Source organism: Streptomyces chengmaiensis (genome assembly GCF_029846775.1).
GTDB classification, from domain to species: domain Bacteria; phylum Actinomycetota; class Actinomycetes; order Streptomycetales; family Streptomycetaceae; genus Streptomyces; species Streptomyces chengmaiensis.
This window is the reverse complement of the sequence record NZ_JARWBG010000050.1, coordinates 26,438-46,240: the sequence shown is the minus strand read 5'-3', so window position 1 is coordinate 46,240 and position 19,803 is coordinate 26,438. Positions and strand designations below refer to the sequence as shown.

At 72.5% G+C, this 19,803-nt stretch carries 16 protein-coding genes and 1 rRNA gene; 13 read left to right on the top strand and 4 right to left on the bottom strand.

Translation table 11 applies throughout. The features are described from left to right. Window positions 1-2: 2 nt before the first annotated feature. Together rrf and QCN29_RS29745 are read left to right on the top strand one after the other, a co-directional pair. Window positions 3-119 (top strand): 5S ribosomal RNA (gene rrf, locus QCN29_RS29750). Window positions 120-1,190: 1,071 nt separating this feature from the next. After that, on the top strand, window positions 1,191-1,916 hold the full coding sequence (locus QCN29_RS29745) for a tetratricopeptide repeat protein (RefSeq protein ID WP_279932060.1): 726 nt from the start codon (window positions 1,191-1,193) through the stop codon (window positions 1,914-1,916). Between the two features lie 111 nt (window positions 1,917-2,027). Here QCN29_RS29745 and QCN29_RS29740 read toward each other — a convergent pair whose 3' ends face one another. Beyond that, window positions 2,028-3,314, bottom strand: coding sequence for a DUF1015 domain-containing protein (locus QCN29_RS29740; protein ID WP_279932053.1), 1,287 nt, complete (start codon window positions 3,312-3,314; stop codon window positions 2,028-2,030). Window positions 3,315-3,407: 93 nt separating this feature from the next. Between QCN29_RS29740 and QCN29_RS29735 the strand changes: the two genes are divergently transcribed. The 4 genes from QCN29_RS29735 (at window position 3,408) to QCN29_RS29720 (ending at window position 7,661) form a co-directional block, all read left to right on the top strand. Continuing rightward, window positions 3,408-4,481, top strand: coding sequence for an HAD hydrolase-like protein (locus QCN29_RS29735; protein ID WP_279932052.1), 1,074 nt, complete (start codon window positions 3,408-3,410; stop codon window positions 4,479-4,481). A gap of 104 nt (window positions 4,482-4,585) precedes the next feature. Continuing rightward, window positions 4,586-5,644: a FecCD family ABC transporter permease gene (locus QCN29_RS29730; protein WP_279932051.1), complete on the top strand. Its 1,059-nt coding sequence runs from the start codon at window positions 4,586-4,588 to the stop codon at window positions 5,642-5,644. Between the two features lie 17 nt (window positions 5,645-5,661). Then, window positions 5,662-6,699: a FecCD family ABC transporter permease gene (locus QCN29_RS29725; RefSeq protein WP_279932059.1), complete on the top strand. Its 1,038-nt coding sequence runs from the start codon at window positions 5,662-5,664 to the stop codon at window positions 6,697-6,699. Between the two features lie 65 nt (window positions 6,700-6,764). Then, window positions 6,765-7,661 carry an ABC transporter ATP-binding protein gene (locus tag QCN29_RS29720; protein ID WP_279932050.1) on the top strand — a complete coding sequence of 299 codons (897 nt, stop codon included), beginning with the start codon at window positions 6,765-6,767 and terminating at the stop codon, window positions 7,659-7,661. Here QCN29_RS29720 and QCN29_RS29715 read toward each other — a convergent pair. Next, window positions 7,638-7,988 (bottom strand): SCP2 sterol-binding domain-containing protein, encoded by a 351-nt coding sequence (locus QCN29_RS29715; protein WP_240139823.1) that lies wholly within the window; start codon window positions 7,986-7,988, stop codon window positions 7,638-7,640. The genes QCN29_RS29720 and QCN29_RS29715 overlap by 24 nt on opposite strands. 39 nt (window positions 7,989-8,027) lie before the next feature. Between QCN29_RS29715 and QCN29_RS29710 the strand changes: the two genes are divergently transcribed. The 5 genes from QCN29_RS29710 (at window position 8,028) to QCN29_RS29690 (ending at window position 13,180) form a co-directional block, all read left to right on the top strand. After that, on the top strand, window positions 8,028-8,333 hold the full coding sequence (locus QCN29_RS29710) for a hypothetical protein (RefSeq protein ID WP_398860226.1): 306 nt from the start codon (window positions 8,028-8,030) through the stop codon (window positions 8,331-8,333). A 7-nt stretch (window positions 8,334-8,340) separates the two neighbouring features. Next, on the top strand, window positions 8,341-9,156 hold the full coding sequence (locus QCN29_RS29705; RefSeq protein WP_240139822.1) for a TlyA family RNA methyltransferase: 816 nt from the start codon (window positions 8,341-8,343) through the stop codon (window positions 9,154-9,156). Continuing rightward, window positions 9,153-10,091 carry an NAD kinase gene (locus tag QCN29_RS29700; protein ID WP_240139821.1) on the top strand — a complete coding sequence of 313 codons (939 nt, stop codon included), beginning with the start codon at window positions 9,153-9,155 and terminating at the stop codon, window positions 10,089-10,091. The genes QCN29_RS29705 and QCN29_RS29700 overlap by 4 nt, the downstream gene beginning before the upstream one ends. Window positions 10,092-10,175: 84 nt before the next feature. Next, window positions 10,176-11,921 carry a DNA repair protein RecN gene (gene recN, locus QCN29_RS29695; protein ID WP_279932057.1) on the top strand — a complete coding sequence of 582 codons (1,746 nt, stop codon included), beginning with the start codon at window positions 10,176-10,178 and terminating at the stop codon, window positions 11,919-11,921. A gap of 122 nt (window positions 11,922-12,043) precedes the next feature. Further along, window positions 12,044-13,180, top strand: coding sequence for a glycosyltransferase family 4 protein (locus QCN29_RS29690; protein ID WP_279932046.1), 1,137 nt, complete (start codon window positions 12,044-12,046; stop codon window positions 13,178-13,180). Between the two features lie 338 nt (window positions 13,181-13,518). Here the strand turns inward: QCN29_RS29690 and QCN29_RS29685 are convergent, their stop codons facing one another. Next, window positions 13,519-15,162 (bottom strand): PucR family transcriptional regulator, encoded by a 1,644-nt coding sequence (locus QCN29_RS29685; RefSeq protein ID WP_279932045.1) that lies wholly within the window; start codon window positions 15,160-15,162, stop codon window positions 13,519-13,521. Further along, the gene (locus tag QCN29_RS29680) at window positions 15,159-16,961 is read right to left on the bottom strand and encodes a glycoside hydrolase family 15 protein (protein WP_279932056.1); all 1,803 of its coding nucleotides are present in this window, start codon (window positions 16,959-16,961) and stop codon (window positions 15,159-15,161) included. Before QCN29_RS29680 ends, QCN29_RS29685 begins: the two co-directional genes overlap by 4 nt. A gap of 411 nt (window positions 16,962-17,372) precedes the next feature. Between QCN29_RS29680 and QCN29_RS29675 the strand changes: the two genes are divergently transcribed. Together QCN29_RS29675 and QCN29_RS29670 are read left to right on the top strand one after the other, a co-directional pair. After that, window positions 17,373-19,037 carry a CTP synthase gene (locus QCN29_RS29675; protein WP_279932044.1) on the top strand — a complete coding sequence of 555 codons (1,665 nt, stop codon included), beginning with the start codon at window positions 17,373-17,375 and terminating at the stop codon, window positions 19,035-19,037. Window positions 19,038-19,120: 83 nt separating this feature from the next. After that, a complete protein-coding gene (locus QCN29_RS29670; protein WP_240139816.1) occupies window positions 19,121-19,747 on the top strand; it encodes an NUDIX domain-containing protein in 627 nt (208 codons plus the stop codon). The last annotated feature ends 56 nt before the right edge of the window (window positions 19,748-19,803 follow it).

The window sequence follows — 19,803 nt, the reverse complement described above, 5'->3', positions numbered from 1 at the left end:
GTTTCGGTGGTCATTGCGTTAGGGGAACGCCCGGTTACATTCCGAACCCGGAAGCTAAGCCTTTCAGCGCCGATGGTACTGCAGGGGGGACCCTGTGGGAGAGTAGGACGCCGCCGAACAATCTTTCCAGGACCCGTGGTCCAGCGTTCACGCTGGACCACGGGTCCTTTTTGTTTCTGAGTTCCTTGCCGAAGCGCGTCCCGCCGCTGGCTGCGCGAGAATGACTGTGGTACCCGAAGACAGGAGTCACGCCGATGTCCACCAACTCTTCCGACGATCGTTCGGAGCGCGAACCGCGCCGTAGGGACGGTGGCGACCGCGGAGGGCATCGGTACGGCCGTGACGACCGAGACCGTGGGCGCGGGCCGCGTGACGACCGCGACCGAGGTGGCTACGGCCGCCGTGACGACCGGCCCGGGGGCGGCGGTTTCCGCCGCGATGACCGGGACCGTCGGGACGACCGTGATCGCGACCGCCGGGACGACCGGGACCGTCGGGACGACCGTGATCGCGACCGCCGGGACGACCGCGACCGCCGGGACGACCGGGACCGGGGCCGGGATGCGTACCGCGGGCCGCGTGACGACCGCGACCGTGGCGGCTACGGCCGCCGTGACGACCGGCGAGCCGACCGGCCCGGCGGGTTCCGTCGCGATGACCGCGACCGAGGTGGCTACGGCCGCCGTGACGACCGGCCCGGGGGCGGCGGTTTCCGCCGCGATGACCGGGACCGTCGGGACGACCGTGATCGCGACCGCCGGGACGACCGGGACCGTCGCGACGACCGGGACCGGGGCCGGGATGCGTACCGCGGGCCGCGTGACGACCGCGACCGTGAAAGGGACCGGGGCGGGTACCGAGGCGCACGTGATGACCGCGACCGTGGCGGCTACGGTCGGCGCGATGACCGGGACCGCGACCGGGATCGCGACCGTGGCGGCAGGTTCGGCGGCGGCGGTGGCTACGACCGCCGTGACGACCGGCGTGACGACCGCCGTGACGACCGCCGTGAGGACCGCGATCGCGGCCGTGGCGGGCGCCCCGGCGGCGGCTACGGCCGCCGTGACGACCGGCGTGACGACCGCCGGGACGATCGTGGGCGCGGCGGCTACCGCGGACCCCGTCAGGACCGGGGCCGGGAACGCCGTCATGACCGCGACCGGGACCGGGACCGTGAGCCGATCAAGCGGCTGCCGATCCCCGAGGACGTCACCGGCGAGGAGATCGACAAGGACGTCCGCCAGGAGCTGCAGAGCTTGCCGAAGACGCTGGCAGAGGACGTGGCCAAGAACCTCGTCATGGTCGCCCGGCTGATCGACGAGGACCCTGAGCGGGCGTACGGCTACTCCAAGATCGCGCTGCGGCTGGCCTCGCGTGTCGCCGCAGTCCGTGAGGCGGCCGGCTTCGCCGCGTACGCCGTGCAGAAGTACGCCGAGGCGCTGGCCGAGTTCCGGGCGGCGCGGCGGATGACCGGCAACGTCGAGCTCTGGCCCGTCATGGCCGACTGCGAGCGGGGCCTGGGGCGGCCCGAGCGGGCGCTGGCGATGGCCGGTGAGCCCGAGGTGCAGAAGCTCGACAAGGCCGGGCAGGTGGAGATGCGGCTGGTCGCCGCGGGCGCTCGCCGGGACATGGGGCAGCTGGACGCCGCCATCGTGACCCTGCAGAGCCCGGAGCTGGCCTCGAACTCCGTACAGCCCTGGACGGCGCGGCTGCGGTACGCGTACGCCGACGCCCTGCTGGCTGCGGGACGCGAGGACGAGGCGCGGGAGTGGTTCGCCAAGGCGATCGAGTCCGACAAGGACGGCACGACCGATGCGTCGGACCGGCTCGCCGAGCTGGACGGCGTGGAGTTCGTGGACGCGTTCGACGACACTGCGGCCGCCGAGGGCCCTGAGGACTCCGACGGCGCGAAGTAGACGCGTAGGACTCGCAAGCAGCGGACAGCAGGAGGCTGCCACGCCCACCCGGGTGTGGCAGCCTCCTCATGTGTTCGCGCCTTCAGCAGGTCGGTGTCGGCCCGTCGCCGGTCAGTCGTCCAGCTCCAGGCTGCGCAGCACCAGGCCCGTTGCCGGCTTCGGGCCGAACGAGGTGGACTTGCGCGGCATCGTGACGCCTTCGCGCGCGAGGTCGCGCACGACGTCCTCCCGTACCGGATGCATCAGCACCGCCGTGCCGCCGCGCCGTTCTGCCTGCTCCACGGCCGCTTCGGTGGCATGGATGTACGAGATGTGCTCGGGGGCGTCCGGGATGCGCCAGATGTGGTCCAGGAGCGTGGAGTGCAGCACGGTCGCGTCAAGGGTGCGCCAGGCGGTGGGACGGTCGTTGCGGATCGTACGGTTCAGCAGGTCCTGATCCGGGCGGTCGATGAGATGGAACCGGCCGTCCCCGGCCAGCAGGAAGGCGTTTCCGGCCTCCGCCGCCTCGGCGAGGGCGTCCAGGGCCTTCGGCAGCGGGACGTCGAGGTGCCGGACGCGGAACGCGTCGCCCAGCGCGGCGAGGGCGTCGGCGACCGGCAGCCGGTTCAGCAACCGGTGGATCGCGCGGACCTGCAGCGGATAGCGGGCCGTGTCGATGAGAAGGACCAGGCCGTAGTTCCACGGACTGGGGGAGGAGTGCTCCTCGTTGAGCCGCAGATAGGTCGCCCAGCGGTGGTGGCCGTCGGCGATCAGGGCCTGGCGGTGGGCCAGATCGTTGGTGATCTGGGCCAGGTCGGACGGGTCGGTGACGGACCACAGCCGGTGGCTGAACCCGTCCTCCGTGGTGGTGGCCAGCAGCGGCGGCTGCTGCACGGTCCGCTCGATGACGGCGGTCGCCCCCGTGCCGTTGGCGGCGCCGCTGCGGTAGGTGAGAAGCAGCGGTTCGAGATTGGCGGCCGTCGAACGCATCAGGGCGGCACGGTCCTCGACGATGTCCGGCATCACATCCTCATGGGGGAGGACGACGCCTGCCGACGGGGCGGACAGGGCGAGGGCGCCGATGACGCCACGCTGCAGAAGGTCGCCCCTGGACTGCTCGTACACATAGAGGGCCGGTTCGGGGTCCGGCGCCAGGACGCCCTCGTCGAGCCAGTGGGACAGCACGTCGGCGGCCTGCCGGTGGCTCGCGTCGGGAGTGGAGGCCTGCGGCAGGATCAGCCGGACGATGTTGTGCGGGTCCGCGGACTCCAGATGGTGCAGTCCGTCGGGCCGTACGACCACGTCGTACGGCGGTGAGGTCACGGCGGCGAGACTGCCGACCCGGTCAGGGACATAGCGGAGTCCACGGAAAGGGACCAGCTGCAGGCCGTCGTCGGCCGCGGGACCGTCGGTTCTCATCTGAGCATCGTATGTGCGCAGGGCGATGAGCGATGATCGGGGGAGTAGATCGACCGGACACCGGACGGGAATGGGCAGGGAATGAGTCAGCGAATGGACCGGGCGAACCGCGTCAGGGTTCGGCCGGAGGGGAGCGCGACGGCGCTGAGCGAGGCGTACGACACCGCCCTGCTCGACCTGGACGGGGTGGTGTACGCGGGCGGCTCGGCCATCGCCCACGCTGTGGAGTCGCTGGGGGCGGCACGCGCCGGGGGGATGCATCTGGCGTATGTGACCAACAATGCGCTGCGCACTCCCCGGACCGTGGCGGACCACCTGACCGAGCTGGGCGTTCCCGCGGTGGCGGACGATGTGATCACCTCGGCGCAGGCGGTGGCCCGGCTGATCGCCGAACAGGTTCCGGCGGGTGCGGGCGTGCTGGTCGTCGGCGGGGACGGACTGCGGGTCGCGCTGCGTGAGCGGGGGCTGGTGCCTGTGGAGTCGGCGGACGACGACCCGGCGGCCGTGGTGCAGGGGTACGGCGGCCCCGAGCTGGCGTGGGGGCGGTTCGCGGAGGCGTGCTACGCCATTGCCCGGGGGGTGCCGTGGTTCGCTTCCAACACGGATCTGACGATTCCCGGCGCGCGGGGGATCGCGCCGGGCAATGGGGCGGCGGTGGAGGTGGTCCGCATCGCCACGGGGGCGGAGCCGCAGGTGGCGGGCAAGCCGCTGCCGCCCATGCACAGGGAGACGATCCTGCGGACGGGTGCGCGGCGGCCGCTGGTGGTGGGCGACCGGCTGGACACGGACATCGAGGGCGCGTTCAACGGAGGTGTGGACTCGCTGCTGGTGCTGACGGGTGTGACGGACGCGGCGCAGCTGCTGGCCGCTCCGCCGGAGCACCGGCCGACCTATGTGGACGCCGATCTGCGCGGGCTGCTGACCGGACAGCCGGAGGTGACGGCCGTCGAGTCCGTCGAGTCCGTCGAGGAGGCGTTCGCCTGCGGCGGGTGGGTCGCCTCCGCCGGGGACGGGCTGGTGCGGCTCGAGGAGCGGAGCGGGGGAACGGTGTCCGAGGGGACCGTTCTCGACGGGCTGCGGGCGCTGTGCGCGGCGGCGTGGCAGCAGGCGGGGGACGGCGTGTGCGGGCTGGATGCGGGGAAGGCGCTGGCGCGGCTGGGGCTGTAGCCGCCGGTCGTCGGTCCCCGGCCGTCTGCCGTCTGCCGTCAGCCGCGGACGGAGTCGCAGGGGCACTGGCTCAGGTGCGGAAAAGGAGAGGCTAACCTAACCGGGTGTTGGTTGAGAGTCCCCCCGAGCGGAGCGCGGCACTCGCAGCGGCCGTTTCTGCCGTTTCCCGGAGGCGGCGGGCGGTGCGCGTGGCCGGCCTGTTCGCGGCCGTCGGCATGCTGCTGCTCATCTGCGTCGCAAGCATCGCCGTCGGCGCAAAATCGATTCCGCTCTCCGATGTGTGGCACGGGCTGTTCCACTACGCGGGCACCGACAATGACGTCATCGTGCACGATGTGCGCGTACCGCGGACGCTGCTCGGGCTGCTCGCGGGAGTCGCTCTCGGGCTGGCCGGAGCGGTGATGCAGGCGCTGACCCGCAATCCGTTGGCAGAGCCCGGGCTGCTGGGCGTCAACGCGGGCGCGTCCGCGGCCGTCGTCTCCGCCATCAGCTTCCTCGGCGTGACCTCGCTCAACGGCTATGTGTGGTTCGCGTTTCTCGGCGCCGCCGTCGTCTCCGCCCTCGTCTACGTGCTCGGTGGCCGTCGCGGGGGCACGCCCGTACGGCTGGCGCTCGCCGGCACCGCCGCCACCGCCGCGCTCTACGGCTATGTCAACGCCGTACAGCTGCTGGACTCCGCGGCGCTCGACCGCATCCGCTTCTGGACCGTCGGCTCCCTCGCGTCGGCGGACATGGACACCGTCGCGAAGGTCGCGCCGTTCATCGGCGTCGGCATCGTGCTGGCGCTGGCGCTTGCGCGGCCGCTCAACGCGATGGAGCTGGGTGAGGACACCGCCCGCTCCCTGGGCGCGCGTCTTGCCCGCACCCGTGTGCTGTCGATGCTCGCCGTCACGCTGCTGTGCGGCGGGGCCACCGCCGCCTGCGGACCGATCGTGTTCGTCGGGCTGATGATCCCGCACCTGGTGCGCAGCGTCACCGGCCCCGACATGCGCTGGATCCTGCCCTACGCCATCGTCCTCTCTCCGGTGCTGCTGCTCGGCGCGGACGTCGTCGGACGCGTCGTCACACGCCCCGGAGAGCTTCAGGTCGGCATCGTCACCGCGCTGCTCGGAGGCCCCGTCTTCATCGCCCTCGTACGCCGCAAAAGGATGGCCAAGCTGTGAAGGCGGAGGCCGTGAAGGTGAAGGCCGTGAAGGCTATACGCACGCCCGGCGGGTTCTCCCTCCGGATCGATTCCCGGGCCTCGGCGGTCGTCGCCCTGCTGACCGCGGCGGTCCTCGCCGCCGGCGTCCTCGTCATCGGCAGCGGGGAGTTCCCGATGGCCCCGGGCGACGTCGTCGCCACGCTGCTCGGGAACGGCACGGCCGCCCAGGAGTTCATCGTCCACGACCTGCGGCTGCCGCGGGCGCTCGTGGCCGTCCTCGTCGGCGGTTCCCTCGCGCTCAGCGGGGCCGTCTTCCAGACGCTGACGCGCAATCCGCTCGGCAGCCCGGACGTCATCGGTTTCGGGCAGGGTTCCACGGTCGGCGCGCTCACCGTGATCGTGCTCTTCCACGGCGGGCAGTTCGCGGTCGCCGGCGGCGCGGTCGTCGGCGGTCTGGCGACCGGCGCCGCGGTGTATCTGCTGGCGTGGAAGCGCGGCGTGCAGGGCTACCGGCTGGTCCTCGTCGGCATCGGCGGCGCCGCGATGCTCACCGCCGCGATCCACTATCTGCTCACCAAGGCGAGCATCGTCGACGCCACCCGCGCCACGCTGTGGATCACCGGTTCCCTGGACGGTCGCGACTGGGCGCAGTTCTGGCCGCTGCTCGCGCTGTGCGCCGTCGTCATACCGCTGGTGCTGGCCCATGCGCGGCATCTGAGGATGCTGGAGATGGGCGACGACGCAGCCCATGCGCTCGGCGTGCCGGTCGAGCGCACCCGTGTGGTGCTGATGGGGTCCGGGGTGCTGCTCATCGCGGTGGCGACGGCGGCCGCCGGCCCCATCGCCTTCGTGGCGCTGAGCGCCCCGCAGCTGGCACGGCGGCTGACCCGCTCGCCCGGCCCCAACCTCGCGGCCGGCTCCGCCATGGGCGCGGCGCTGCTGCTGGCAGCCGACTGGATCTCCATGAACGCCTTCGGGGAGCGTCAGCTGCCGGTGGGCGTGGTGACGGGGGTTCTCGGCGGCTGCTATCTGCTGTGGCTGCTGTTCACCGAACGCAAGGCGGGACGCATATGAGCCCGCGGGCGCCGCACGCCCCCCGTCAGGGACCGGAAACCAGGAGATCCAGGAGTACGACGACCATGCAGCGCCTCACCGCCGAATCGGTCACCCTCGGCTACGACCAGCGGGTCATCGCCGAGAACCTCTCGGTGGAGATCCCCGACCATTCCTTCACGGTCATCGTCGGCCCCAACGGCTGCGGCAAGTCCACGCTGCTCCGTGCCCTGTCCCGGATGCTGAAGCCGTCCGAGGGCCGGATCCTGCTGGACGGCCAGGTGATCCAGTCCATGTCCGCGAAGAAGGTCGCCAGGACGCTCGGGCTGCTGCCCCAGTCGTCCATCGCGCCGGACGGGATCACCGTCGCGGATCTCGTCGCACGCGGCCGCTATCCGCACCAGGGGCTGCTGCGCCAGTGGTCGCCCGACGACGAGCGGATCGTCGAGGAGTCGATGGCCGCGACCGGAGTCGGCGAGCTGGCGGACCGCTATGTCGACGAGCTGTCCGGCGGACAGCGGCAGCGTGTGTGGATCGCGATGGCGCTGGCACAGCAGACGCCGCTGCTGCTCCTGGACGAGCCCACGACTTTCCTCGACATCCAGCACCAGATCGATGTCCTCGACCTCTGCGCCGAACTGCACGAGACACAGGGGCGCACGCTCGTGGCCGTGCTGCACGACCTCAACCACGCCGCCCGGTACGCCACCCACCTGGTGGCGATGCGCGGCGGGCGGATCGTGGCGGAGGGACCGCCCGCGGAGGTGGTGACGGCGGAGCGGGTGGAGCGGGTGTTCGGGCTGCGGTGCCAGGTGATCGAGGATCCGGAGACGGGGACCCCGTTGGTGGTGCCGGCGGGGCGGAGATCTCGGGGGCTCCGCCCCGGACCCCGCGCCCTCGGGGGCTTCGCCTCCGAAGCTGGAGCTGCCCGAACGCAGGAGCGGCTGGATTCGCGCCGGTCAGAGCAGGGACCGCAGGCGTAGCAGATCGCGGACCCCCGCCTCCAGCCGCACCCGCCCCGATGCCCACGCCCTCGCGAAGTCCAGGTCGCCGGCCACCAGGGCCAGCAGGTCGTCGCCGGCCATCGTGAGGCGGATCTGGGCCCTTTCGGCGGGCGGGGGGCCGGGGAGGGCGTCGGTGACGGTGATGCGGCCGGCGGAGAGGCGGCCGGTGAAGGTGATCCGCAGATCGGTGATATGGCAGCTGAGGGACCGGTCGAGTGCGGCGGCCGCGCGTACGCCGCCGTCCGCCCGGGCGAGGCTGTCCGAAAGTCTGTCGAGCGCGTCACGGCACTCTTCCGTCGTGGCCATCGCGACCGACCGTACCCCAGGGCGCGGTAGCGTCTGGGCATGAGCGACGACACGATGCCGGACACGGAGAACCCGGCACCGGCACCGGCACCGGCACCGGCACCGGCACCGGCACCGGCACCGGTGCCGGCCCCGGGCCCCGCCGCGCCCGCGCCTCTCGGGGTGGCGCGGACGCCCACCGGGGATGCCGTGATCGATGGCCTGCTGGAGCGGCTGGCCGATGCCGACCACCTCCCGGCGGAAGGGCATCTCGAGGTGTACGAGGATGTACACAGGGGGCTGCGCGATGCGCTGACCGCGCTCGACGCGCGCCCGCCGTCATCTTCGTACGACCACAGGAGCTGAAACCGCCGTGGCAGGAGTCGCCCGCCGCCGTCTCGACGCAGAACTGGTCCGCCGCAAGCTCGCCCGCTCGCGGGAGCACGCCGGCCAGCTGATCGCCGCGGGGCGGGTCACCGTCGGCGGAGCCACGGCGGCCAAGTCCGCCACACAGGTGGAGACGAGCGCCGCGATCGTGGTCGCGGCCGACGACAGCGATCCGGACTATGTGTCGCGGGGCGGGCACAAGCTCGCCGGCGCGCTCGCCGCGTTCACCCCGCTCGGCCTGAAGGTCGAGGGGCGGCGGGCGCTGGACGCGGGCGCGTCGACCGGCGGCTTCACCGATGTGCTGCTGCGCGCCGGGGCCGCGCATGTCGTCGCCGTCGACGTCGGCTACGGGCAGCTCGCGTGGTCGCTGCAGAGCGATGAACGCGTCACCGTCAAGGACCGTACCAACGTACGTGAATTGACGCTCGACGCCATCGAAGGCGATCCGGCCGAACTGATTGTGGGTGATCTGTCCTTCATTCCCCTGGGTCTGGTGCTGCCCGCGCTGGTGCGCTGCGCCGCCCCCGACGCCGACCTGGTGCTGATGGTGAAGCCGCAGTTCGAGGTGGGCAAGGAGCGGCTCGGCAGCGGCGGTGTCGTCCGCAGCCCCGAGCTGCGTGCGGAGGCGGTGCGGACCGTCGCCCGGCAGGCGGCGGAACTCGGCCTCGGGGTACGGGGGGTCACCGCAAGTCCGTTGCCCGGGCCGTCCGGAAACGTCGAGTATTTTCTCTGGCTCCGAGCCGGAGCCCCGGAGCTCGACCCGGCTGACGTCGACCGTGCAGTGGCGGAGGGACCTCGTTGACAAAGACGACAACGACAGCGACACCGGCAGCGGCATCAGGACACGCGCGCACCGTCTTCCTGCTCGCCCACACCGGAAGACCCGCGGCGGTCCGCAGCGCCGAGCTCGTCGTCCAGGGGCTGCTGCGCAGCGGGATCGGCGTCCGCGTGCTGGAGGCGGAGGCGGCCGATCTGCCGCTGCCGGAGGCCGTGGAGACGGTCTCCGAGGCCAAGCCCGATGTGCTCGACGGCTGTGAGCTGCTGGTGGTGCTGGGCGGCGACGGGACGCTGCTGCGCGGTGCGGAGTTCGCCCGCGCGTCCGGGGTGCCGATGCTCGGGGTCAACCTGGGGCGGGTGGGTTTTCTCGCCGAGGCGGAGCGCGACGACCTCGACAAGGTCGTCGACCGGGTCGTCACGCGCGCGTACGAGGTCGAGGAGCGGATGACCGTCGACGTCGTCGTGCACAGCAACGGCGATGTGGTGCACCGCGACTGGGCGCTCAACGAGGCGGCCGTGCAGAAGGTGTCGCCGGAGCGGATGCTGGAGGTCATCCTGGAGATCGACGGGCGGCCGGTGACCGGGTTCGGCTGTGACGGCATCGTCTGCGCCACGCCGACCGGCTCGACCGCTTACGCCTTCTCCGCCGGCGGGCCGGTCGTCTGGCCCGAAGTGGAGGCGCTGCTGATGGTGCCGATCGGCGCGCACGCCCTGTTCGCCAAGCCGCTGGTGACGTCCCCGTCCTCGGTGCTCGCCGTGGAGGTGCAGCCGCACACGCCGCACGGGGTGCTGTGGTGCGACGGACGCAGAACCGCGGAACTGCCCTCGGGGGCGCGGGTGGAGGTGCGCAGAGGGGCCGTCCCGGTCCGGCTGGCGAGACTGCACCACGCGTCGTTCACCGACCGGCTGGTTGCGAAGTTCGCGCTGCCGGTGTCGGGGTGGCGGGGCGCGCCCCACTAGAGCCGGATATTCCGGTTGTCCTCCCGGGAGAGTGAATCCCCCGCCGGGGTCCGTCGCACAGCGGGCCCCGGACCTCGTATGGTCGTGTCCGTGTTGGAGGAGATGCGGATACGGTCACTCGGGGTCATCGATGACGCGGTCGTCGAGCTGTCACCCGGGTTCACCGCGGTGACCGGCGAGACGGGCGCGGGCAAGACCATGGTCGTCACCAGCCTGGGCCTGCTGCTCGGCGGCCGCGCGGACCCGGCCCTGGTGCGGATCGGTGCGAAGTCGGCGGTGGTGGAGGGGCGGATCGGCGTGTCCGCCTCCGGGCCCGCCGCCGTACGGGCCGCGGAGGCGGGCGCCGAGCTCGACGAGGGCGCCCTGCTCATCAGCCGCACCGTCTCCGCCGAGGGGCGCTCCCGCGCCCATGTGGGCGGGCGGTCCGTGCCGGTGGGGATGCTGGCCGACCTGGCCGACGAACTGGTCGCCGTGCACGGTCAGACCGACCAGCAGGGGCTGCTGCGGCCCGCACGGCAACGGGAGGCGCTCGACCGGTACGCGGGCGACGCGGTCGGAGTGCCGTACGCCAAGTACACGGCCGCCTACCGTCGGCTGAGAGCCGTCTGTGCGGAACTGGACGAGCTGACCACACGGGCGCGCGAGCGGGCCCAGGAAGCGGATCTGCTGCGATTTGGCCTGGACGAGATCGCGGCGGTCGAGCCGCTGGCGGGTGAGGACCTGGAACTCGCCGCGGAGGCCGAACGGCTCGGGCACGCCGAAGCCCTCGCCTCCGCCGCGTCCGTCGCCCACGCCGCGCTCGCCGGGAACCCGGAGGACCCCGAGGCCGTCGACGGCGCCACGCTGGTCGCGAGCGCCGGGCGCGCGCTGGAGGCCGTGCGCTCCCACGACCCCGCGCTGGCGGCGCTCGCCGACCGTATGGGGGAGATCTCGATCCTCCTCGGAGACGTGGCGGGCGAACTCGCCGGGTACGCGGACAATCTGGACGCCGATCCGCTGCGGCTCGCCGCCGTCGAGGAGCGGCGTGCGGCCCTTGGCCAGCTGACCCGAAAATACGGCGAGGACATCGCCGCCGTGCTGGCTTGGGCGGAGCAGAGCGCCGCCCGGCTGACCGAACTCGACGGCGACGACGAGCGGATCGGGGAGCTTGCGAACGAGCGGGACGTGCTGCGCGGCGAGTTGTCCGTGCTGGCGCAGGCGCTGACCGACGCCCGCTCCGAGGCCGCGGCCCGCTTCGCCGAGGCCGTGACCGGGGAGCTCTCCTCGCTCGCCATGCCGCACGCGCGCGTGTCGTTCGCGATCCGGCAGACCGAGGCGGCCGACGAGACGGCGGGCGTCGAGGTCGGCGGCCGGTCGGTGGCGTACGGGCCGACCGGCGCGGACGAGGTCGAGCTGCTGCTCGCCCCGCATCCCGGCGCGCCGCCGCGGCCGATCGCCAAGGGCGCGTCGGGCGGCGAGCTGTCGAGGGTGATGCTGGCCGTGGAAGTCGTCTTCGCCGGGACCGACCCGGTGCCGACCTATCTCTTCGACGAGGTGGACGCGGGCGTCGGCGGCAAGGCGGCGGTGGAGATCGGCCGACGGCTGGCCAAGCTCGCGAAATCGGCGCAGGTGGTCGTGGTGACGCATCTGCCGCAGGTGGCGGCCTTCGCCGACCGGCAGCTGCTGGTGGAGAAGACGAACGACGGATCGGTGACCCGCAGCGGGGTGACCGTGCTGGAGGGCGAGGACCGGGTACGGGAGCTGTCCCGCATGCTGGCGGGACAGGAGGACTCCGAGACCGCCCGTGCGCATGCGGAGGAGCTGCTGGCCACAGCACGTCTTGAGGTGTAGTGCCAAGAGTTTGGCCCGATCTCACTCAAGTGGGTGAAGCCTGACGTCCAGTTCCCGCTTGAGGCATGGCAAGGGCCTCCGAGCGGTGCCGGAACGCGCGTGCGGACTGGCATCCTTGGCGCGTGACACAGCTGCGTACGGTCCAGGTGCTGGGCGGCGGCAGCGCGGGCAGCAGTGCGCACGTCAGGTCACTGGCCGCGGGGCTGGTGGCGCGGGGCGTGCGGGTGACGGTGTGCGCGCCCGCCGAAATGGAGAAGGTCTATGACTTCCCGGGTGCGGGAGCGTGCTTCGCTCCCGTGCCGGGGCGCAGCGATCCGGCGGCCGTGACCGCGTTGCGGGCGGTGTGCGCCGAGGCGGATGTGGTCCACGCGCATGGGCTGCACGCGGCCATGCGGTGCGCGCTGGCCCTGACCGGGCAGCGCGTGCCGCTCGTCGTCACCTGGCATGCGCAGGTGCAGCTCGACGGACCGCGCAAGCAGTTGCTGCGCCTGCTGGAGCGCAGAGCCGTGCGGGCATCCGCGGTGGTCCTGGGCACCTGCTCCGAACTGGTCGACCGGGCCCGCAGACGGGGTGCGCGGGACGCCAGGCTCGCGCCCATCGCGGTGCCCGCCACGCTCGTGGCGGGCGCGCCGAAGGACGGCGGCGGACCGGGCGCCGACCTGACCGGGAAGCTCAGGGCCGAACTGGGCGCGGTGGACCGCCCCCTGCTGATCGCGGTCGGCTCGCTGGAGCCGCACCAGGGCTACCGGACGCTCCTGGACGCGGCGCGGCTGTGGCGCGAGCTGGAGCCGGTGCCGCTGCTGGTGATCGCCGGGGAGGGCCGGGAACGGGCGGCGCTGCAGCGGCGCGTGGACGAGGAAGGGCTGCCCGTACGGCTGACGGGCCGCCGGGAGGACGTCGGGGAGCTGCTCGCCGCGGCGGACGTCGCCGTCCTCCCCAGCCGCTGGGAAGCCCGCTCCCTGCTGGCGCAGGAGGCGCTGCGGCTGGGCGTCCCGCTGGTCGCGACGGCCGTCGGCGGCGTGCCGGAACTCGTGGGCGACGCGGCGGAACTGGTCCCGTACGGGGATGCGACGGCGCTGTCCGGGGCGGTGGCGAGGCTGCTGGGAGACGAGGGGCGTCGGATGGACCTGGGAGAGGCGGGGAGGCGGCAGGCGGGGACGTGGCCGACGGAGGACGAGACGGTGGCGCAGGTGCTGAGCGTGTACGACGAGCTGACGCAGGGCTTCCCCCGCCCCGCCCCTCCCCGGAACCGGGGATAGGGCTCCGGGCCCCCGCCCATAGGGTAACCGGCGCTGCCGCCCGGCCCTGCGGTGCGCCGGCCTCGCGGCCCGGGGCCGGGGGCAGCGGGGGCGAGTCCCCGACCCTCGTCCACGGCGCGGCATGGCGGGGCCGCCCCGGTGCCCTGCGGTGTGCCGGCTTCGCGGCGTGTCGGCTGTGCCGTGTACGGGGGCCGGGGGCAGAGCGTCCGGTCTCGGGCGCGGGGCGGCCGTGCGGGCGGGACAGAGGTGGCGGTCCGGCGCGGAGCCGCCGGGGTGCGGGGTGCGGGGCGGCAGCCCCGCAGGAGAAACCCCCGCCCCTGGGAGGGGGGGACCGCCCGTCAGGGCGTGTGGCGTCGGGCGCGCAGGGACAGACTGAGCGCCAGCACCGTTTGGGGGTCGTCCAGGTCCGTGCCGAGGAGTTCGGAGATGCGGGCCAGCCGGTTGTAGAGCGTCTGCCGGTTGAGATGGAGCTCGCGCGCCGTCTCCGCCTTGCGGCCGGCGTGCGCCAGATACGTCTCCAGCGTGGGCAGCAGCGGCGGCCGCGAGGTCGCGTCGTGGGCAAGCAGGGGGCCGATCGCGCGGTCCACGAAGGCCGCCAGGTCCGGATGGCCCCGCAGCCGCCACAGCAGCAGGTCGATGTCCAGCCGCCGTGCGTCGTGCCACGCCCGCTCCGGCAGCCCCTGCGCCGCCGTCGCCGTCTCCGCCGCGTGCCGCAGCCCCGCCGACGCCGCCGCCCAGCCGCCCGCCATGCCCACCACGACCACCGGCGGCCGTATCCCGGCCCGTTCCAGACCCGCGCGGGCCACCCCGGCCCGCAGCGCGGTGGCAACACGGTCCGCGACCGCCGTCCGCTCCGACTCGGAGCGCAGCCCGAGCAGCAGCGGCACCCGGCCCTCGACCGGCCGCACCCCGAGCAGCACGGGCACCCCGACCGACGAGAGCTCCTCCAGCACGGCCCGGGCCAGCGCCGCCCAGTTGCCGGAAGGGGCAAGAGAGGGGGCGGGATCGGCGGCGAGCCGCATCACCACGGGCAGCAGCGGGCCGTCGCCGGGCTTGAAACCCAGCACCCGGGCCTGCGCCGGGGCGTCCTCGGCGGCGATGCGGCCCTCCGCGAGGTCCGTGAGGAAGTCTCCGCGGCCGCGGGCGGCCAGCTCCTCCTCCTGGCGGGCCTGCATCAGCACCACCGCCAGCAGCCCCGCGGCCCGCTCCGCCGCCATCCGGTGCACCGGCAGCAGCGGGGCTTCCACGGAGAGCAGGACGAGCCGGGCCCGTACCGAACCGGCCCCCTGACCGCCGCCGGGCACGTCCACCAGCAGGGTCCCGGCCGGCGGGGACTGCCGGGCTTCCCGCCCGCCCCGCAGCCCCTCCCACACCTGGAGCGGGTCCGCGGCGGCCTCGCCGGCCCCCGCTGACGCCGCGTAGAGCAGCTGCCCGTCCGGTGTCTCGAGAAAGACCGGGTTGGCCGTGAAGTCCGCCAGGATGCGCAGCACCTGAGGCGCCCCGCCGCCCTCCAGCAGGACCCCCGTGCACCGCCGGTGCACATCCTCGGCCTGCCGCAGCAGGGCGTAGTGGCCGTTGACGATCTCCGTATGGATCTCCTCCGTCACCGTGACGAAGGGGACCTCCCGGTGCAGCTGCACCAGCGGCAGCCCGGCGGCCCGCGCCGCCTCCACGATCGTGGCCGGCAGCCGGGAGAACCGCGGTCCGAGCTCCACCACCAGCGCCGCGATCCCGCGCTCCGCCAGCTGCCGGACGAAGGCCCGCTGCTCGGCCGGGCGCGCACCGAGTCCGAGGCCCGTGGTCAGCAGCAGCTCACCGCCCTTGAGCAGCGAGGCGATGTTCGGCGCCTCGCCCGCGTGCACCCAGCGCACCGTGCGCTTCAGCCGCTCCGCGCCCGCCACCACCTCCGGCAGCCCGGCCCGCAGCCCTGGCAGCTCCAGCGCCCGCTGTACGGTGATGCCGCCCTGGCCTGCGGGTATCACCCTCCGTACGCCCCCGAGGCCGTCAGCCGCAGAGCCGTGTCGATCAGCGGCACATGGCTGAACGCCTGCGGGAAGTTCCCCACCTGCCGCTGCAGCCGCGGATCCCACTCCTCCGCCAGCAGCCCCAGGTCGTTCCGGAGCGCCAGCAGCTTCTCGAACAGCCGCCGTGCCTCGTCCACCCGACCGATCATCGCCAGGTCGTCCGCCAGCCAGAAGGAGCACGCCAGGAACGCCCCCTCGTCCCCTTCCAGGCCGTCCACACCCGCGTCCTCACCGGCCGTCGGATAGCGCAGCACGAAGCCGTCCTGAGTGGACAGCTCCCGCTGGATGGCCTCGATGGTGCCGATGACCCGCTTGTCGTCCGGCGGCAGAAAGCCCATCTGCGGAATGAGCAGCAGGGAGGCGTCCAGCTCCTTCGACCCGTAGGACTGGGTGAAGGTGTTGCGCTCCTTGTCGTAGCCCTTCTCGCACACATCGCGGTGGATGTCGTCGCGCAGCTCCCGCCACCGCTCCAGCGGCCCGTCCGCGTCCCCGGACTCGATCAGCTTGATCGTCCGGTCGACGGCGACCCAGGCCATGACCTTGGAGTGGACGAAGTGCCGCCTGGGGCCGCGGACCTCCCAGATGCCCTCGTCGGGCTGGTCCCAGTGCTCCTCCAGGTAGCGGATCAGCTTCAGCTGCAGCAGCGAGGCGTAGTCGCTGCGCGACAGGCCCGTCATATGCGCCAGATGCAGCGCCTCGGTGACCTCGCCGTACACGTCGAGCTGGAGCTGGTGCGCCGCTCCGTTGCCCACCCGGACCGGAACCGAGCCCTCGTAGCCGGGCAGCCAGTCCAACTCGGCCTCGCCCAGTTCCCTTTCGCCTGCGATCCCATACATGATCTGCAGGTTCTCCGGGTCTCCGGCGACGGCCCGCAGGAGCCATTCGCGCCAGGCGCGGGCTTCCTCGCGGTAGCCGGTGCGCAGCAGGGAGGAGAGGGTGATGGCGGCGTCGCGCAGCCAGGTGGAGCGGTAGTCCCAGTGCCGTACGCCGCCGAGCTCCGCGGGCAGGGAGGCGGTGGGGGCGGCGACGATGCCGCCGGTGGGGGCGTAGGTGAGCGCCTTGAGAGTGATCAGCGAGCGGACCACGGCCTCCCGGTACGGCCCGTGGTAGGTGCAGTGGGCCACCCACTCCTGCCAGAACTCCGCCGTCGCCTCCAGGGCCCCCTCCGGGTCGGGCAGCGCCGGCGGCTGGTGGTGCGAGGGCTGCCAGCTGATGGTGAAGGCGATCCGGTCGCCCTGCGCGACCGTGAAGTCGGAGTATGTGGTCAGGTCCTCGCCGTACGTCTCCGTGGGGCTGTCCAGCCACACGGAGTCCGGTCCGGCCACCGCGACCGTACGGCCGTCGACCTTGTGCACCCACGGAACGATGCGCCCGTAGCTGAACCGCATCCGCAGCGTGGAACGCATCGGCACCCGGCCGCTGAGCCCCTCCACGATCCGGATCAGCTGCGGCGCGCCGTCACGGGGCGGCATGAAGTCCGTCACCCGCACCGTGCCGCGGTCGGTGTCCCACTCCGATTCCAGGATCAGCGAGTCGCCCCGGTAGCGGCGGCGACCCGCGGCGGGCGGCTCGGCACCCTCCTCGTGCGCGGGCCCCAGTCTCCAGAATCCGTGTTCCTCGGTGCCGAGCAGCCCGGCGAAGACGGCGTGCGAGTCGAAGCGGGGCAGGCACAGCCAGTCGGCCGTGCCGTCCCTGCAGACCAGGGCGGCGGTCTGCATGTCTCCGATGAGTGCGTAATCCTCGATGCGCCCGGCCACGTGCATCTCCAGTCGAACGGCCACGTCCGCCCCGCAGGGCGCGCCTTACATCTGCCTCTACAGCTGCCTTGATCCCCGCTCTGCAGGCGAGTGTCCGAGCAGGATACGACGCACCCCCCTCATCCGTGCTGCTGTCCGGGCAACGAGACTGCGCTGCACAGGTGAGGCAGAAGTGAGTCTTGAATGAATGTCGCACATTCCAGGCGGCCCGTGCCGCACCATCCACCACGCGCGTGGTGGAGAACACGGCCGGGAGCGGGCATCCGCCGTCGCTGATACCCTGGTACCCCGTGGACCGGTGGGCTAAGACCCCCGAACCTTCAGCACCCTCAGCGACGGCACCCCCAGAACGACCTGGGAATCAGGCCGGAACGCATCTCACCTCGCGACCACGGGAGCCCCCTCTTGGCGATGCCGACTCGATCCTCGACATCCGTGACGACCAAGCACATCTTCGTCACCGGGGGTGTCGCCTCCTCCCTCGGCAAGGGCCTGACGGCCTCCAGCCTGGGCGCGCTGCTCAAGGCGCGCGGTCTGCGGGTCACCATGCAGAAGCTGGACCCGTATCTGAACGTCGACCCGGGCACGATGAACCCCTTCCAGCACGGTGAGGTCTTCGTCACGAACGACGGCGCCGAGACGGACCTGGACATCGGCCACTACGAGCGCTTCCTCGACGTCGATCTGGACGGCTCGGCGAACGTGACCACCGGCCAGGTGTACTCGCAGGTCATCGCCAAGGAGCGGCGGGGTGAGTACCTGGGCGACACCGTGCAGGTCATCCCGCACATCACCAACGAGATCAAGCACCGCATCCGCCGCATGGCGACCGAGGACGTGGATGTGGTGATCACCGAGGTCGGCGGCACGGTCGGCGACATCGAGTCGCTGCCGTTCCTGGAGACCGTCCGCCAGGTCCGCCACGAGGTCGGCCGGGACAACGTCTTCGTCGTGCACATCTCGCTGCTGCCCTACATCGGCCCCTCCGGGGAGCTGAAGACCAAGCCGACCCAGCACTCGGTCGCCGCCCTGCGCAACATCGGAATCCAGCCCGACGCGATCGTGCTGCGCGCCGACCGCGAGGTCCCCACCGCCATCAAGCGCAAGATTTCGCTGATGTGCGACGTCGACGAGGCCGCCGTCGTCGCGGCCATCGACGCCAAGTCGATCTACGACATCCCCAAGGTGCTGCACACCGAGGGCCTGGACGCCTATGTGGTGCGCAAGCTCGACCTGCCCTTCCGGGATGTCGACTGGACGGTCTGGGACGATCTGCTCGACCGGGTCCACAACCCGAACCACGAGGTAACCGTCGCCCTGGTCGGCAAGTACATCGACCTGCCCGACGCCTATCTGTCGGTCACCGAGGCGCTGCGCGCCGGCGGCTTCGCCAACAAGGCGCGGGTGAAGGTCAAGTGGGTCACCTCCGACGACTGCAAGACCCCGACCGATGCCGCCAAGCAGCTGTCGGACGTCGACGCGATCTGCATCCCCGGCGGCTTCGGCGACCGCGGTGTCAGCGGCAAGGTCGGCGCCATCCGGTACGCCCGTGAGAACAAGGTGCCGCTGCTGGGACTCTGCCTGGGCCTGCAGTGCATCGTGATCGAGGCCGCCCGGAACCTGGCGGAGATCCCCGAGGCGAACTCCACCGAATTCGACGCGGCCACCTCCCACCCCGTCATCTCGACGATGGAGGAGCAGCTGGCCTACGTCGAGGGCGCCGGAGACCTGGGTGGAACGATGCGCCTGGGGCTGTACCCGGCCAAGCTCGCCGAGGGCTCCATCGTGCGCGAGGTCTACGGCGACCAGCCGTATGTGGAGGAGCGCCACCGGCACCGCTACGAGGTGAACAACGCCTACCGCGCGGAGCTGGAGAAGAAGGCGGGCATCGTCTTCTCCGGCACCTCCCCCGACAACAAGCTGGTGGAGTACGTCGAGTACCCGCGCGACGTGCACCCCTACCTGGTCGCCACCCAGGCGCACCCCGAGCTGTGCTCCCGCCCCACCCGCCCCCACCCGCTGTTCGCGGGCCTGGTCAAGGCGGCGGTGGAGCGCCTGCAGCACGCGGAGAAGTAACCGGTACGGTGGCCGGGGCGCCTGTCCGGGGAACGCATGGGCAGGGCGCCCCGTTTTCTTTGTGCAGCGGGAGGACGTACGTCATGACGATCAGGGACACGCCGGAGGAGTGGCGGGTCACGGCGACCGCGACGCCGTTCACCGGCAACAAGACCAGCGTCCGCACGGACGACGTGGTCATGCCGGACGGCACGGTCGTCCGCCGCGACTACCAGGTCCACCCCGGATCGGTGGCCGTGCTCGCCCTCGACGGCGAAGGCCGCGTCCTGGTGCTGCGCCAGTACCGGCACCCCGTGCGGCACAAGCTGTGGGAGATCCCGGCCGGGCTGCTCGACGTGCCGGGCGAGAACCCCCTGCACGCGGCGCAGCGCGAGCTGTACGAGGAGGCGCACGTCAAGGCGGAGGACTGGCGGGTGCTGACCGACGTGTACACCACGCCGGGCGGCTGCGACGAGGCGGTGCGGATCTTCCTCGCCCGCGAGCTGTCCGAGGCGGAGGGCGAGCGGTACGAGGTCTCCGAGGAGGAGGCCGACATGGAGCTGGCCCGCGTTCCGCTGGAGTCACTGGTGCGGGGGGTGCTGGCGGGGGAACTGCACAACAACTGCCTGGTGGTGGGGGTGCTGTCGCTGACGGCGGCGCTTCGGGGGGACGGGCTGGACGCGCTGCGGGCCGCGGATGCGGAGTGGCCGGCGCGGCCGTTCTCCGCCTGAGCGCGCTGCGCGCGGCCCGGTCGCCTGACTGGCCCGCGGCCCCGGGGCGCGGGCCG

Excerpts from the sequence above, each read along its gene's own strand:
- QCN29_RS29710 (WP_398860226.1), top strand. The coding sequence starts at position 8,028 with ATGAGCGACGACACGATGCCGGACACGGAGAACCCGGCACCGGCACCG.
- QCN29_RS29720 (WP_279932050.1), top strand. The coding sequence starts at position 6,765 with ATGCAGCGCCTCACCGCCGAATCGGTCACCCTCGGCTACGACCAGCGG.
- QCN29_RS29715 (WP_240139823.1), bottom strand. The coding sequence starts at position 7,988 with ATGGCCACGACGGAAGAGTGCCGTGACGCGCTCGACAGACTTTCGGAC.
- QCN29_RS29670 (WP_240139816.1), top strand. The coding sequence starts at position 19,121 with ATGACGATCAGGGACACGCCGGAGGAGTGGCGGGTCACGGCGACCGCG.
- QCN29_RS29735 (WP_279932052.1), top strand. The coding sequence starts at position 3,408 with ATGGACCGGGCGAACCGCGTCAGGGTTCGGCCGGAGGGGAGCGCGACG.
- QCN29_RS29675 (WP_279932044.1), top strand. The coding sequence starts at position 17,373 with ATGCCGACTCGATCCTCGACATCCGTGACGACCAAGCACATCTTCGTC.
- QCN29_RS29740 (WP_279932053.1), bottom strand. The coding sequence starts at position 3,314 with ATGAGAACCGACGGTCCCGCGGCCGACGACGGCCTGCAGCTGGTCCCT.